General features: G+C 54.8%; 13 protein-coding genes. 10 read left to right on the top strand and 3 right to left on the bottom strand.

The features are described from left to right. Positions 1–5 precede the first annotated feature (5 nt). The 3 genes from ACEW72_RS10180 to pdeM all read left to right on the top strand — a co-directional run bounded on the left by ACEW72_RS10180 (position 6) and on the right by pdeM (position 4,237). Positions 6–2,411 carry a ligase-associated DNA damage response DEXH box helicase gene (locus tag ACEW72_RS10180; protein WP_373476269.1) on the top strand — a complete coding sequence of 802 codons (2,406 nt, stop codon included), beginning with the start codon at positions 6–8 and terminating at the stop codon, positions 2,409–2,411. A 132-nt stretch (positions 2,412–2,543) separates the two neighbouring features. Further along, positions 2,544–3,500, top strand: a complete 957-nt coding sequence (locus ACEW72_RS10175) for a retroviral-like aspartic protease family protein (protein ID WP_373476268.1) — start codon at positions 2,544–2,546, stop codon at positions 3,498–3,500. Between the two features lie 41 nt (positions 3,501–3,541). Continuing rightward, entirely contained in the window at positions 3,542–4,237 is a 696-nt protein-coding gene (gene pdeM / locus ACEW72_RS10170; RefSeq protein WP_373476267.1) for a ligase-associated DNA damage response endonuclease PdeM, read from the top strand. On the opposite strand, the gene ACEW72_RS10165 is transcribed toward pdeM, so the two are convergent. After that, positions 4,217–4,891 carry a YggS family pyridoxal phosphate-dependent enzyme gene (locus tag ACEW72_RS10165; RefSeq protein ID WP_373476266.1) on the bottom strand — a complete coding sequence of 225 codons (675 nt, stop codon included), beginning with the start codon at positions 4,889–4,891 and terminating at the stop codon, positions 4,217–4,219. The genes pdeM and ACEW72_RS10165 overlap by 21 nt on opposite strands. 59 nt (positions 4,892–4,950) lie before the next feature. Between ACEW72_RS10165 and ACEW72_RS10160 the strand changes: the two genes are divergently transcribed. Then, positions 4,951–5,475: a thiamine phosphate synthase gene (locus ACEW72_RS10160; RefSeq protein WP_373476265.1), complete on the top strand. Its 525-nt coding sequence runs from the start codon at positions 4,951–4,953 to the stop codon at positions 5,473–5,475. Here the strand turns inward: ACEW72_RS10160 and ACEW72_RS10155 are convergent. Continuing rightward, entirely contained in the window at positions 5,472–6,227 is a 756-nt protein-coding gene (locus tag ACEW72_RS10155) for a hypothetical protein (RefSeq protein ID WP_373476264.1), read from the bottom strand. The genes ACEW72_RS10160 and ACEW72_RS10155 overlap by 4 nt on opposite strands. 248 nt (positions 6,228–6,475) lie before the next feature. Here ACEW72_RS10155 and ACEW72_RS10150 point away from each other — a divergent pair, with 248 nt between their 5' ends. Genes ACEW72_RS10150 through holA form a run of 4 tightly spaced genes read left to right on the top strand, consistent with a single transcriptional unit; the run spans position 6,476 to position 10,930 of the window. Next, the gene (locus ACEW72_RS10150) at positions 6,476–6,907 is read left to right on the top strand and encodes a DUF3576 domain-containing protein (protein WP_373476263.1); all 432 of its coding nucleotides are present in this window, start codon (positions 6,476–6,478) and stop codon (positions 6,905–6,907) included. A 2-nt stretch (positions 6,908–6,909) separates the two neighbouring features. After that, a complete protein-coding gene (gene leuS, locus ACEW72_RS10145; RefSeq protein WP_373476262.1) occupies positions 6,910–9,426 on the top strand; it encodes a leucine--tRNA ligase in 2,517 nt (838 codons plus the stop codon). Next, the gene (lptE, locus tag ACEW72_RS10140; RefSeq protein WP_373476261.1) at positions 9,423–9,911 is read left to right on the top strand and encodes an LPS assembly lipoprotein LptE; all 489 of its coding nucleotides are present in this window, start codon (positions 9,423–9,425) and stop codon (positions 9,909–9,911) included. The genes leuS and lptE overlap by 4 nt, the downstream gene beginning before the upstream one ends. Further along, a complete protein-coding gene (gene holA / locus ACEW72_RS10135) occupies positions 9,908–10,930 on the top strand; it encodes a DNA polymerase III subunit delta (protein WP_373476260.1) in 1,023 nt (340 codons plus the stop codon). The genes lptE and holA overlap by 4 nt, the downstream gene beginning before the upstream one ends. A 16-nt stretch (positions 10,931–10,946) precedes the next feature. Here holA and ACEW72_RS10130 read toward each other — a convergent pair whose 3' ends face one another. Further along, complete coding sequence (locus ACEW72_RS10130) at positions 10,947–11,477, bottom strand: DUF4402 domain-containing protein (RefSeq protein ID WP_373476259.1); 531 nt, start codon at positions 11,475–11,477, stop codon at positions 10,947–10,949. Positions 11,478–11,579: 102 nt separating this feature from the next. Here ACEW72_RS10130 and msrB point away from each other — a divergent pair, with 102 nt between their 5' ends. Both msrB and ACEW72_RS10120 read left to right on the top strand, forming a co-directional pair. Beyond that, positions 11,580–11,972, top strand: a complete 393-nt coding sequence (msrB, locus tag ACEW72_RS10125; protein WP_373476258.1) for a peptide-methionine (R)-S-oxide reductase MsrB — start codon at positions 11,580–11,582, stop codon at positions 11,970–11,972. A 40-nt stretch (positions 11,973–12,012) separates the two neighbouring features. After that, positions 12,013–14,046, top strand: coding sequence for a transglycosylase domain-containing protein (locus tag ACEW72_RS10120; protein WP_373476257.1), 2,034 nt, complete (start codon positions 12,013–12,015; stop codon positions 14,044–14,046). The last annotated feature ends 7 nt before the right edge of the window (positions 14,047–14,053 follow it).

The raw sequence follows: 14,053 nt of genomic DNA, 5'->3' as shown, positions 1-14,053 counted from the left end.
TCCGTGTGACGCTATCTCCCATCATTTCCGACTGGTTCGCCGCCCGTAATTGGCATCCGCGGCGACACCAGTTGGAGATGATCGATGCTGCCGATGAAGGACGTCACGCGCTTCTTGTGGCAGCAACGGGTGCGGGCAAAACTTTGGCTGGATTTCTCCCGACCCTCAGCGACTTGATTGCCAACCCGTGTGATGGCCTTCACACGCTTTATATTTCTCCGCTGAAGGCGCTGGCCGTCGATGTCCGGCGCAATTTGCTGTTGCCGATCGAGGAAATGGGTTTGCCCATCCGGGTTGAAACACGCACCGGCGATACGCCGTCAGAGCGCAAACAAAGGCAGCGGGTGAAGCCACCGCATATTTTGCTAACCACGCCTGAATCACTGTCATTATTGTTGAGCCACGAAGACAGTATTTTCCTGTTTTCTACACTTAAGCGCGTTATCATTGATGAAGTTCATGCCTTTGCCAATGGCAAGCGCGGAGATTTACTGAGCCTTTCGCTGGCCCGGCTACAAGCGCTCGCACCCGCGTTGCAACGCGTCGCATTGTCGGCAACGGTGTCCGATCCCGATGCCTATCGTGCATGGCTTGCACCTTATGGTGACATCAATCAGGTGCGGCTGGTGCAAGGCGAGGCTGCGGCGGAACCTGATCTTAAAATCCTGTTGCCTGAAGGCCGCGTACCATGGGCCGGACATAGTGGTCAGCACGCTATTCCGCAGTTAATTGAAGAGATCGGCCGCAATAAAATCACGCTGATATTCTGCAACACCCGCTTTCTTGCCGAGTTTATCTTCCAGAAATTATGGGACGCGAACGAACCGAAATATGCCATCGGCATCCACCACGGATCGCTTTCGATAGAGGCCCGGCGTAAAATTGAAAACGCGATGGCCGAAGGAAAGCTTCGCGCGCTGGTGTGTACGGCATCGCTTGATCTCGGCGTTGATTGGGGTGACGTCGACTGTGTGATCCAGATGGGCGCACCAAAGGGAAGTTCACGGCTATTGCAACGCATCGGGCGGTCGAACCACCGGATGGATGAGCCAAGCAAAGCAATTCTCGTCCCCGGCAACCGGTTCGAATATCTCGAAGCGCAAGCTGCTTATGATGCGGTCCGCGAAGGCGTGCGCGATGGTGAGGCTTTTCAGCCGGGCAGTTACGATGTGCTGGCGCAGCATATGATGGGACTTGCCTGCGCCGGGCCATTTTATGAAGCCGATCTCCTTTCCGAAATTCAGTCGGCTTTTCCCTATTCCGCTTTGGATGAAATGACATTCAAGCGGGTGATCGCATTCATTGCAACCGGCGGCTATTCTTTGAAAGCCTATGATAAATTCAAAAAGCTGGTGAAGCGACCCGACGGGCAATGGCATTTGTCGCATCCCAAATTTGCGGCGCAACACCGGTTCAACGCAGGCATTATTGTAGATTCGCCGATGCTTGACGTCCGCTTCCGGAACGGCCGCAAATTAGGGAAAGTCGAAGAAAGCTTCGCAGCCACATTGACGCCGGACAACACATTCACATTTGCGGGCATGGCATTGGAAGTCGAAACGATCAAAGATCTCGACCTAATCGTGCGGGCCGCGACCAAAGCGGCAAATACTATCCCCAGTTATATGGGCGCACGACTTCCGCTCACTACCCATTTGGCCCAGCGGGTGCGGTCTATGCTGACCGATCAGGCAGGTTGGGCACGCTTTCCCGACGAGGTGCGCGAGTGGCTGGAAATGCAGGCCTATCGCAGCAAAATGCCGACGCCCGGACAACTGCTTGTCGAAACCTTTCCGCATGACAAGCGCCATTACATGGTGACCTATCCGTTCGAAGGCTGGAACGCGCATCAGTCGCTTGGGATGTTGGTGACCCGGCGGATGGAAAGCCGTGGCCTCATGCCGATGGGATTTGTCGCGAGCGACTATGCGCTTGGCGTGTGGAGCCTGAAACCGATAACCGATCCGGAACCTTTGTTTTCAGCCGACATATTAAACGACGAATTTGTCGAATGGGTGGAAAGCAGCTATCTGTTGAAACGCGCATTCCGCGAGGTTGCGGTTATCAGCGGCCTCGTCGAACGCCAGCATCCGGGTAAGCGCAAGACCGGAAGGCAAGTTACTTTTTCCACCGATCTGATCTATGATGTGCTGCGAAAATATGAACCGGACCATCTGTTGTTGGAGGCAGCATGGGCCGATGCCCGGGCGCGTTTGACCGATTTGGGCCGGTTGAGCGATCTGCTTGACCGGGCCACTGATACAATGTTGCACGTCGATCTGGAACGGGTTAGCCCATTGGCCGTGCCGTTACTGGTAATGATCGGGCGCGAAAGCGTCGCACAAGGCTCGGTAGACGATGAACTTCTGTTGGAAGCAGAGAGTCTTGCCGGTCTGGCGATGACCCCCTAACCCCCGATACATTGAACAATCGAAGACGATCGGCGCTGTTTAACTGCTTCGACAAAGCGGGCAATTGCTTCGACCGGCGGTGACTTGCCGCTTATCGTAAACAGGCGTAGCATCCGGGCGGGAGAAGATGACATGAAACATTTGGTTTTGGGAATCGTAACCATCGTGCTTGCCCATATTGGTGCCGTCGCGCACGCTATACCAGTGTCCGCGCCCGAAGTGGCTCAAATCGAGCTCTTCGCGTTAGACAAGACCGACCGGATGACGGTCCAGGTTCAGGTGAATGGCAGTGAAGCGGTACCATTCATCGTTGACACGGGTGCCGAGCGGACAGTGATCGCAAATGATCTTGCTAAAAAACTGTTCCTTGAGGCCGGCCCGATACTCACGCTTGCGACCATTTCAGGGCAAACCCAAGTGAATTCCTTTTTCATCGATAAATTGACCACAGCGACGGTTAATCTCGAAGGATTAGAGGCGCCCGGTCTCGAACGGTCAAATCTCGGAGCTTATGGCCTGTTAGGAATAGACAGCCTTGAAGAAAACAAGGTTTTGCTGGATTTCGTACACCAAAAAATGGATGTCCTGCCGTCACAAAAAACGCGGGGTAAAACAAAGCTCGAAAACGGTATGATCGTGGTAACCGCGAAGAAAAAAGCGGGCCGCATGATTATTTCCAGCGCAAATATCGACGGTATAAAAGTGGATGTCATTTTGGACACGGGTGCACAAAACAGCATGGCCAATCCTGCGCTACGTGACAAGTTGCGCCGTAGACACTTTAAAACAGACTTTGTGCCGGTTGAAATGTTAAGCGTCACAGGCACAGTGTTAAACGGGCAATTCACCCAATTAAGGCATTTAGAAATTGGCGGACTGGCGATCAATGATCTGCCCATCACCTTTGCCGAAAACTACGCCTTCACCGCGCTCAAGATGAATGACAGGCCCGCGATCCTTCTGGGTATGGATGCCTTGAAACTTTTTGATCGGGTTCTCATTGATTTTGGCAATCGCCGGGTAGGTTTTGACCTTCCAAACAATGTGTGGCGCAACAGACCCAAGAGGATGTCGACCACTTTCCAGTGACAACTTGCAACACAAACCGATGCACCGCATAGGCTGGCGCGATGAAGCGCATATTCGAATTTGGTGGCGATGTTTTCGAATTGGCAGGTGATTCGGCGCTGTATTGGCCTTCCCAAAAAGTATTGTTGGTATCCGATTTGCATTTGGAAAAGGCCAGCGCCTATGCGGCGGGCGGCCAGATGCTGCCGCCATATGACAGCCTTGCCACCATACAGGCCCTCGCTGCGCTCTCCCAAATATTTCTGCCGGCACGCATCATATGTTTGGGCGACAATTTTCACGACTGCGGCGGAGAAAGACGTTTGGGCGGGGATGCCGCCGATATTCTGTCCGGCCTGATCCGGTCAACCGAATGGATCTGGATAACAGGCAATCATGACCCTATTTTGGAAGGCCGTTGGGGCGGATCATCTGTTACAGATCTGAAATTGGACGATATCCTATTACGCCACGAAGCAAAAGCGGGCGAATCCATGCCAGAAATATCGGGCCATTTTCACCCAAAGTTCCGGCAAATGTTGCGCGGGCGAATGGTATCGCGCCGCTGCTTTGTGAAAAGCGACCGCAAGCTCATTATGCCAGCTTTTGGGGCGCTTACAGGCGGGCTGGATGTGCTCGACAACGCCATCATCAGTGCCTGTGACTTGCTACAATCCGAAATAGCAGAAGCTCTTGTCCCCGTCCGTAATGGACTTGCCCGATTTCCAATCAGTAAATCAATCGCGCTCGCCAAATAACGCCGTACCAACGCGGATATGGGTTGCGCCTAGCATGATGGCAGTGGCAAAATCACCGGACATTCCCATGCTTAACCCAGTAAAACCGTGACGTGCCGCCAACTCTGCCAGCAGGGCAAAAAACGGCGCCGGCTCGACATGAGCGGGCGGCAGGCACATTAGGCCTTTTATCGCCAACCCCTCTTTTTTCGCTAATTCCAGCAATTCGGGAAGTGCCGAAATGGCGCAGCCGCCTTTTTGCTCTTCTGCGCCGATGTTAACCTGGATAAAACAGGGAAGGTGACGGGCCTGATCACGCATCGCCTTGCCTAAAGCAGAAACCAGCGAAGGCCGGTCAACCGTGTGAATGACATCAAAAATCTCAACGGCTTCTTGCGCTTTGTTGGATTGTAATTGTCCGATAAGGTGAAGTGTGATGTCAGGATACCGCGCCTTTAATTCCGGCCATTTGCTGGCCGCTTCCTGAATGCGGTTTTCGCCAAAGGCCCGCTGTCCAGCCGCGATTAAGAGTTCAATCTCCTCAATGGAGCGCGTTTTCGAAACTGCGATAAGGGTGACATCACCTTCACGGCGTTTTGCGACTTTTGCCGCAGACGCCATCTGCGCCCTGATTTCGGTAATCGGTCGGCTTGGATTTTTGGCTGTTGCTTGCATAAGCTAGCGCTATACGCATCCGTATGCGCCGCCGCCACCCCCTTCCAAAAATCTGGTTGATGACCGATCAGCGATTCGGAGACAGGTTGTTTTCGTCTATCCGGCGGTTGCCAATTGGATCTGGCGTTATATTCCGTCATTACGAACTTAACGAAACGCAGAGATTCGCCCTGTTTCGACAGGTCGCGCATATTTGCCGGCAACGCGGACATATTTTGCTGCTCGCAGGAAGCGAACGGAGTGCCGTGCACTGGCGCGCGGACGGGTTTCACCGCAGCGTTAGTAAGCGTTCAAAAATGCTGCAAAGTGCTTCGGTTCATGACCGGCGGGAACTGGCCGAGGCAAGGCGCATTAAAAGCGCAATGATTTTGGTATCGCCGATATTCGCAACCAACAGTCATCCGGGGCAAAGCCCACTCGGCTTGCACGGACTCAATCGAATAGCGGCCAAGGTCAATGGTACAAAAATTATCGCATTGGGGGGGGTGACCCGCCAAAAGGCAAAGCTGTTCAATCAACGCCTGATTTATGGATGGGCTGCAATCGACGGATTGATGGATCGAAAAATTACAGCAAAGACCTAGAAGCGGATTTTGGTCCCCACATAGACTGCTTCACTATCCTTACGGTTATCCGTGGTGGGCATTACTCGGTCATTTTCGCTTGTGTAGCGAACACCCGCCGTCAAATCGATCTTGCGGCTGATGGAGAAGCTGCCGCCGACATCCAGCTTATATTCGTTAGTTGAAGCGCTGCCGCGCGCAGGGGGCGCAACTTCCTTGTTTTCGTCAAGCTTTATGCTCGCATTGAATTTGCGCGGCTTTTTAACGCCGTCATCAAGCCGGAAGCTGCCCCGACCCAATTCGCTGAGCGGTGCCACAGCCGAGAGTTTGGGAGCAGTCGGCAAAGTGAAGCCCTGCCAACCTTTCGCCGCCGTCAGTCGATAGTCGATGGTCGAGAGGCGCAAAGCCTTGCCCGCACCGGGTTCAACCGCGGCGATTGCACCACGCACCGATACCGCACCTGCCGTCAAACGCGAATTGGCGCGCGCAGCAACAATGATTGTCCGGTTACGATTGGCTTCCCCGCCAGCAAGCGTGAACGGGAAACGGCGATTGTCGGCACCCGATGGTTCCGCAAATTTTTCAGCCAGCCGACTGTCAACACCAGCAGGTGTAAATGTATTCAGCCAATCATTGGAAGCCCGGTTGGCGCGTTCTATCGTATTGGCGGCGAACGCAGGCATCACCAGCGGTGACAAGACAAGCGAACCCGTTGCAAGCAACGCAGCTGCAAAAATGGCTTTATTCCGCCGGAAAGACTTACTTGCTGACATAACAGCGCCAAATCGACTCCTTCTTGGTTATTGGTATAGACATGATTCTCTGAAATCGAAAGGCCGGGGACCAAAGAATCTTTCAAACAATACAATTTTTCACAATATGTTGCACGTTATCCACAAAGTGATACCCAGCCTAGCCCTAGCTAATGATTGATCGTCGCTGGTTCAGCACCCAGAAAGCTTGCTCAAGCCAGCAAGGCGCTATAGAGGATTCTGACTTTTTCATCGTTCAAGGACAAATTATGCGCTTCACTCGCCTGGCACTCATTCTCGCCTCCGGCACATTATTGCTGTCCGCTTGTGGCGGCACTATGCGTCCGAAAGCCGATCTTGCCGCAAGTCAGGTGACCACAATTGGCGTTAACAGCTATCTTTGGCGGGCATCTTTGGATGCTCTATCGTTCATGCCGCTGGTTCAAACCGATTCGGCAGGCGGCGTGATAGTAACCGACTGGTATGTAAATCCGCAAACCCCCGGTGAGCGCATCAAACTGACCATTTCGATTTTGGATCAGGATCTGCGCGCCGATGCACTGCGCGTTGCCGGAAGCCGTGAAGTTTCCCAAAACGGGCAATGGGTCGCCGCACCTTTGCGCGCGGCTACGGTGCAAAAAATGGAAGCCATCATCCTGACCAAGGCCCGCGACCTGCGCCGTACAGCCATTAGCGGATAATTATGACCCAGCCTGATCGTTTCAACCCGCACGTCGCCGACGCGCGGTGGCAGAAGATTTGGGAGGATCAAGCGAGTTTCGTCGCAGACGATACGTCGCCCAAGCCCCGCAGTTATGTGCTCGAGATGTTTCCCTATCCTTCGGGACGCATTCACATCGGCCATGTCCGCAACTATACGATGGGTGATGTACTGGCGCGCTACAAGCGCATGACCGGCCATGAAGTTTTGCATCCGATGGGTTGGGATGCGTTCGGAATGCCGGCCGAAAATGCCGCTATGGAAAAAGGCGTGCATCCCGGCGGCTGGACCCGCGACAATATCGCCAACATGAAGGCGCAGTTGAAACGGCTTGGTTTTGCCATTGACTGGACGCGTGAACTGGCAACCTGCGAACCGGAATATTATGGCCACGAACAGGCCTTGTTCCTGAAACTTTATGCCGCAGGTCTGGTGTATCGCAAGGAATCGGCGGTGAATTGGGATCCGGTGGACATGACCGTGCTCGCCAATGAACAGGTCATTGATGGCAAGGGCTGGCGATCCGGCGCGCCTGTTGAACGGCGCAAGCTGAGCCAGTGGTTCCTGAAAATCACCGATTTTGCCGACGAATTGCTGGATGGCCTGTCATCGTTGGATCAATGGCCCGACAAAGTCCGGTTGATGCAGGAAAACTGGATCGGGCGCAGCAAGGGCCTCACGTTCCGCTTCGCCTTTCCCGGATCGAACGGGGACGGTATCGACGTTTTCACAACGCGGCCCGACACGATGTTCGGCGCCAGCTTTGTCGCCATTGCTGCCGATCATCCGGTCGCGCAGAAATTGTCGGCCAATGCGCCGGAATTGAGCGCCTTTATCGAAGAGTGCCGCAAAGGTGGTACGACCGCAGCCGATATCGAAACTGCGGAGAAAATGGGATTTAATACCGGTCTGACGGTTGAACATCCGCTCGACCCCAGTTGGCATCTGCCCGTCTATGTCGCGAATTTCGTGCTGATGGATTATGGCACTGGCGCAGTCTTCGGCTGCCCCGCACATGACCAGCGCGACCTCGACTTTGCGCGTAAGTATGAACTGCCGGTCACCCGCGTCGTGTCGGACGGTGATATCGCCGACAGCCATTTTACCGGCAATGTCGCCTATACCGGTCCGGGTACTATTGTGAATTCGCACTGGATGGACGGACTTTCGATCGAACAGGCCAAAGCCGACGTGATCGCAAAGGCTGAATCAGAAGGGTGGGGCAAGGGCCAGACACAATATCGCCTGCGCGATTGGGGCGTTAGCCGTCAACGGTATTGGGGCACGCCCATTCCGATCATCCATTGCGAAAGCTGCGGCGCGGTTCCGGTTCCCGAAGCGCAATTGCCGGTGAAACTTCCCGAAGATGTCACATTCGATATCCCCGGCAACCCGCTGGACCGCCATCCGACATGGAGCAGGGTCGATTGTCCGCAATGCGGAAAAGCCGCGCGGCGCGAAACCGATACGCTTGACACATTTGTGGATTCCAGCTGGTATTTCATCCGTTTCGCAAGCCAGCCGGGTACCAAGCCCTTTGATCGTGCAGTTGCCGAAAAATGGTTGCCGGTGCAGCAATATATTGGCGGCGTTGAACACGCGATCTTGCATTTGCTCTATGCGCGGTTCTGGACGCGGGCGCTTAATCATATCGGTATGATCGATGTGAAGGAGCCTTTTGCGTCACTGTTTACCCAAGGGATGGTGACGCATCAGACTTTTCAGGATGCCAAGGGTGCGTGGCTCAGCCCGGATCAGGTGAAACGTGACGGCGATCTTTGGACAATCGTCGATACCGGCGCACCCGTGACCGCCGGGCGCATCGAAAAAATGTCGAAGTCGAAGAAAAACGTCGTCGATCCTGATGATATTGTCGACCAATATGGGGCCGACGCCGTGCGCTGGTTCATGCTGTCCGACAGCCCGCCAGAACGCGATCTGGAATGGTCGGAAGCAGGGATCGAAGGCTGCTGGCGCTTTGTCCAGCGTCTTTGGCGCTTAACCGGGCAGGTCAGCGGCGCGCAGGGCGAAGACAAGGCGCTGTTACGCAAGATGAATCAGGCGATTGCCGGTATTGGCACCGATATCGAAGCGCTGTCTTTCAACAAGGCGGTGGCCAAAATATATGATCTGGCCAACGCCATTGAAAAGGCGGCCCCTTCGGCATCACGCGATACAGCGATCAAGACGATCATTCTGCTGTCCTCCCCTATGGTACCTCATCTCGCCGAAGAAGCATGGACGAAATTAGGTCAAGGTTTGATCGCGGACGCACCCTGGCCCGAAGTCGACTCTGCACTTTTGGTCGAAGACGAAGTGACGATTGCGATCCAGGTCCGGGGCAAATTGCGCGATACGCTGACCGTGCCAAAAGGATTGGGTCAAGACGAAATGCAAGCGCTTGCACTCGCCAGTCAAAAGGTTCAGTCTGCCATCGACGGCGCAGAAATCCGGAAAGTCGTTATTGTGCCTGACAGGCTGGTCAACATCGTCTTATGAAACGCTTTATTGCCCCCTTCATTCTTGCACTCATGCTGACCGCTTGCGGGTTACGGCCGCTATATAGTGGGGGTTCAACAGGGGCCGTAGCATCAACTTTGGTGTCCATCGCTGTCGAACCTATCCAGGGGAAAAACGGCTGGTTGATGCGTAATGCACTGAACGACAGGTTGGGCACGCCGCGAAATGACAATTCCCGATTCCGGTTAGTGGTGGCCTTGGATGACCAGATCGAAGGATTTGGCGTGCGTGCCGATGATACCGTCACCCGTGAACGGCGCACATTGCGGGCGCGGTACCAGCTTATTCTAAGTTCAACCGGGGAAACCGTTCTGGATGCAACGGCAGGGGCAGATGCCGGTATTGACGTCGTCAGTTCCGAATATGCCACGATTGCCAGCGAAAACACCGCACTCGAAAACCTGACCCAGCGCGTTGCGGACCAGATTGTGACCCGCCTTTCGCTATATGCAGGCGGCGAATGAGCAACGCCAAGGAACGTAGTTTCATTGGTGCAGTTACAACGCGGCCCGACATCCGGCTGTTTTTTATTTTCGGTCAGGACGAATCCGCCAATACCGACATCGCTAGCCAGATGGCCGCGCAATTGGTTGGTGCAGAGCGCGTGGACATTGATAGCGAACAGATCAGAAATGATCCGGCTTTGCTGGCCGACGAGGCATCGTCGATGTCGCTTTTCGGCGACCAGCGCTATCTCAGGGTAAATTTTCGCCGCGAAGAAGGGTTGGCCGCAGTTGAAAATCTGTTGGCGCTTGAAGGCGAAGTTAATCCCGTAATCGCAATTGCCGGCAACCTGACCAAAGCAAGCAAATTGCGTAAATTGGTGGAAAGTCACCCCCGCGCCTTGGCATATATCAGCTATTTGCCAGAAGAAGCCGATGCAGCAGCATCGGTAATGGCCTACGCTGCCACGACAGGGCTCAAACTCGACCGCAGCCTTGCAGCCAGAATTGCGCGCTATACGGGGCAGGATCGCAAATTGGCGCAGGCCGAAATCGAGAAATTATCGCTATATTATGACGCATCGCCCCAACGGCCCGTAACCGTTGAAATCGCGGCATTTGAAGCTTTGTCAGCCGAAACCGGCGAAGAAAATGTGGGCGGCCTTGTAAATCAGGTCATGGGCGGGGAACTGCGCGGCGCCGGGCGTGAGTTGGTTGCGGCACGCGAAATGGGAGTCGAGCCGATCCGCATTGTCCGGGCGTTGCAAAGGCGGGTGACTTTATTGGCGTCGTTGCGCGCAAAGGTGGACAGCGGCTCCAACCCCGGTGCAGTTGTAAAGGCTACGCGGTCGATATTCTGGAAAGAAGCCGATGATTTCATCAAACAATTGTCGCGCTGGCCATCCGTGCGATTGGCTGGTTTGAACGGCCATTTGCTGGATGTGGAATCAAAATTGATGAGCGTCCGTGAAAATCTGGCAATGGTGATATTGGAAGAAGAATTGATCCGCATCGCCCGCGCCGCTGCCCGCCGGGGCTAGGGTCAGGACCCATAAGTCATTCATATTGAACAGTTATAGGTATACGTGCGCGGAATGTACCGGTTGCGTTGCCGCGGACAATCAATTTGCCGCCAAAAGAGAAATCGAGCCGACCTTGCTGATCCAGCCGCGATCTGCCTGTTAAGCTGGTCCGTAATCCGGCTATTTCCACTACACCACCACTCGATGACGTCATGCGGGCAGTCGTTGGCATATCAATCCGCACCGATCGCCCAGGTTGCCCCCTTACCACCGCAGTTCCGGCCAGCATCGAACCGCCCAGATCCACAATCCCGCCATTCACCCGCCTGGTTCCATTATCGGGATCGACTTCAATCTGGCCACCACCCGCGCCTGAAAGCGCGGCACGGCTAAAATCCAGCTTTGTTGTGATATCAATTGAGAGTGGAACGTCCTGTTCGACGCTTTCCTTCGCCTTGCTATCTGGCGCTGTGCATAAAAGACAAGGCCCCTCGCCCGCCGCCAATAGCAACGGCAATAGCCCCAACGCCGCCAAAGCGCGCAACTTATGACCTGGTCCTGTCATAACCTGTTCACTTTAGGCAGTTCATGGTAAACAACGGGTTAAGTCAGCCCCTTGACCATGCAAATCTAACCCCCACATTTAGATGTTGAAAGGCCCTTTTTGATGAAAAAAATTGAAAAAACCGATGCGGAATGGCGCGCAGAACTCGACCCTGTGCAATATCATGTCCTGCGGGAAGCCGGCACGGAACGTGCATTTGCGGGCAAGCTAACCGATGAAAAGCGCGAAGGAGAGTTTCGCTGCGCCGGTTGTGGTACTGCATTGTTCGTTTCCGGTACCAAATTCGAAAGCGGGTCGGGCTGGCCCAGCTTTACCGCGCCAGCAGATCCTCAAGTCGTCGAAGAACATCGCGATATGTCGCATGGCATGATCCGTACCGAGGTGCGCTGCGCCGCTTGCGAGGGGCATTTGGGCCACGTTTTCCCAGATGGGCCGGGGCCTGACGGCTTGCGATATTGCATCAACAGTGCGGCGCTTGAATTCGATCCTGATTAGGCCTTGTCGCCGAATCGCATTGGGATTAACACCACGCGCAATGGTAAGTGCATATACCCCGGATGGCGGACGCGGATCGTTCATGACATGGATCGCCCGCCTTTTCAAAATTGGCATTGTCGGCCTGCTTCTCGGCCTGATGGTGCTCGGGATATTTGTGGCGATAGCACGTGGCGAAATTGACAGTTTTGAAGACCTGAAAGCTTCACCAAATGGCCAAATGATCCGGATTCGTGCCGCCGACGGTACCGTCATCCAATCTCTTGGCCCCAGTTTTGGCCGATGGCTGACATTCAAGCAACTGCCCGACGAGATGAAAGAGGCAATGGTCGCGGTCGAGGATCGACGCTATTATATGCACCCAGGTGTTGACCCCATCGGCATCACCCGATCCTTTTATGTACGCGCCATTGAAGGCCGTTGGACGCAAGGCGGATCAACCATTACACAGCAACTGGCGCGTAATGTGTATCTGAACAGCAACAAGGAGTTTGGCCGCAAAATCCGTGAGATTATCCTCGCGCTTGCGATGGAAACCAAATTTTCCAAAGAGCAGATACTCGAACTCTATTTGAACAAAGTCTATTTTGGCGGCGGCGCTTACGGTGTTGATGCGGCCAGCCGCAAATTTTTTGACCACGGTGCCGAAGAACTCTCGCTTGCGGAAGCCGCCATTATTGCCGGATTGGTGAAAGCCCCATCACGTTATTCCCCGACCGCCGACGCAAAAGCCGCGCTTGACCGTGCCGAAGTAGTGGTCGAGGTCATGCAGGACGCGGGGATGATTACGGCTGAACAGGCCGCTGCAGTCAAGCCTGCCCAAGTCAAGATCGCGTCGGAACCGCCACAGGACAGCGTCCGCTATTTCACCGACTGGATGCTGCCGCAGCTTGACGGGTTGATTGACGAGACCGAAAAAGCGATTGATGTCTGGACGACCCTTGACCTGAAAATGCAGCGTGCAGCGACCGCTGCAATTGTTGCCAATGCCCCAAAGGGCACGCAAGGAGCGCTTGTTGCCATTGATCGTGATGGCGCAGTCAAAGCCATGGTCGGCGGAACCGATTATGTCACCAGCAATTATAACCGCGCCGTTACCGCCGTGCGGCAACCGGGATCAGCATGGAAGCTATTCGTCTATCTGACTGCATTGGAAGCAGGTTTCCGACCTGAGGACAAGGTTGTGGACGAACCTGTGGAAATAGAAGGGTGGCAACCCAAAAACAGCGGCGGAAGCTATGCCGGCGAGATCACATTGCGGACCGCCTTTGCCTATTCCAAAAACACCGTCGCCGCGAAAATCGGTGAAGAAGTTGGCACCAGCAGCATTGCAAATATGGCCAAGCGTTTTGGAATTACGACGCCGATCAATACCCAGCCCTCGATGGTTTTGGGAACATCGGAGGCACGCGTTATCGATATGACCCGCGCCTTTGCCGCCGTTGCGGCGAAGGGGCGCAGCATCACGCCTTATGGGATTTCCAAGGTCACTACGATTGACGGGGACGTCATCTATTCCGCCAAGCCACAGAAATCGATCCAGTTGGTTGAAGAATGGGTTGCGGGCGGAATGACCGATTTGATGCAGACTGCGGTTGCGACCGGCACCGGACGGGCGGCGAATATCGGGCGGCCTGCCGCTGGCAAAACCGGCACGACCAGCAGCAACAAAGATGGCTGGTTTCTTGGATTTTCAAGCGGTCTGACGACAGGCGTGTGGATGGGCCGGGACAATGCCCGCGCGGTTGGCGGGTTGGAAGGCGGACGCGCACCAGCGCAGGCCTGGGCCGCGTTTATGCGCGTGGCGGTCGCCAATCGGCCCGTCGAACAATTTGCGACCGAAGTCACCTTCCCCGAACGGCTAGAAGAAGAAGAATTATTGCTGGGCGAGGATGGCGAACCGTTTTTGCTGGACGAAAATGGCAACCCTATCGAGGGCGTCCCGTCGGTCGACGACCCCGGCCTTCCCGATGGCATTCGGTCCGAACAGTTGGACGAAGATTTTATCGACAAAGCGATTGGCCGCCGACCCGTTGACGCGCAGCCAGAACCGGACGAGCCGACGGGGCTTTAACCCAAAG

The organism is Sphingorhabdus sp., assembly GCF_041737645.1.
In the GTDB taxonomy this organism is placed as follows: domain Bacteria; phylum Pseudomonadota; class Alphaproteobacteria; order Sphingomonadales; family Sphingomonadaceae; genus Sphingorhabdus_B.
This window is presented reverse-complemented; position numbering and strand designations above follow the sequence as displayed.

Coding starts and splice junctions, on each gene's coding strand:
- ACEW72_RS10175 (WP_373476268.1), top strand. CDS start 2,544: ATGAAACATTTGGTTTTGGGAATCGTAACCATCGTGCTTGCCCATATT.
- pdeM (WP_373476267.1), top strand. CDS start 3,542: ATGAAGCGCATATTCGAATTTGGTGGCGATGTTTTCGAATTGGCAGGT.
- ACEW72_RS10165 (WP_373476266.1), bottom strand. CDS start 4,891: ATGCAAGCAACAGCCAAAAATCCAAGCCGACCGATTACCGAAATCAGG.
- ACEW72_RS10160 (WP_373476265.1), top strand. CDS start 4,951: ATGACCGATCAGCGATTCGGAGACAGGTTGTTTTCGTCTATCCGGCGG.
- ACEW72_RS10155 (WP_373476264.1), bottom strand. CDS start 6,227: ATGTCAGCAAGTAAGTCTTTCCGGCGGAATAAAGCCATTTTTGCAGCT.
- ACEW72_RS10150 (WP_373476263.1), top strand. CDS start 6,476: ATGCGCTTCACTCGCCTGGCACTCATTCTCGCCTCCGGCACATTATTG.
- leuS (WP_373476262.1), top strand. CDS start 6,910: ATGACCCAGCCTGATCGTTTCAACCCGCACGTCGCCGACGCGCGGTGG.
- lptE (WP_373476261.1), top strand. CDS start 9,423: ATGAAACGCTTTATTGCCCCCTTCATTCTTGCACTCATGCTGACCGCT.
- holA (WP_373476260.1), top strand. CDS start 9,908: ATGAGCAACGCCAAGGAACGTAGTTTCATTGGTGCAGTTACAACGCGG.
- ACEW72_RS10130 (WP_373476259.1), bottom strand. CDS start 11,477: ATGACAGGACCAGGTCATAAGTTGCGCGCTTTGGCGGCGTTGGGGCTA.
- msrB (WP_373476258.1), top strand. CDS start 11,580: ATGAAAAAAATTGAAAAAACCGATGCGGAATGGCGCGCAGAACTCGAC.
- ACEW72_RS10120 (WP_373476257.1), top strand. CDS start 12,013: ATGGTAAGTGCATATACCCCGGATGGCGGACGCGGATCGTTCATGACA.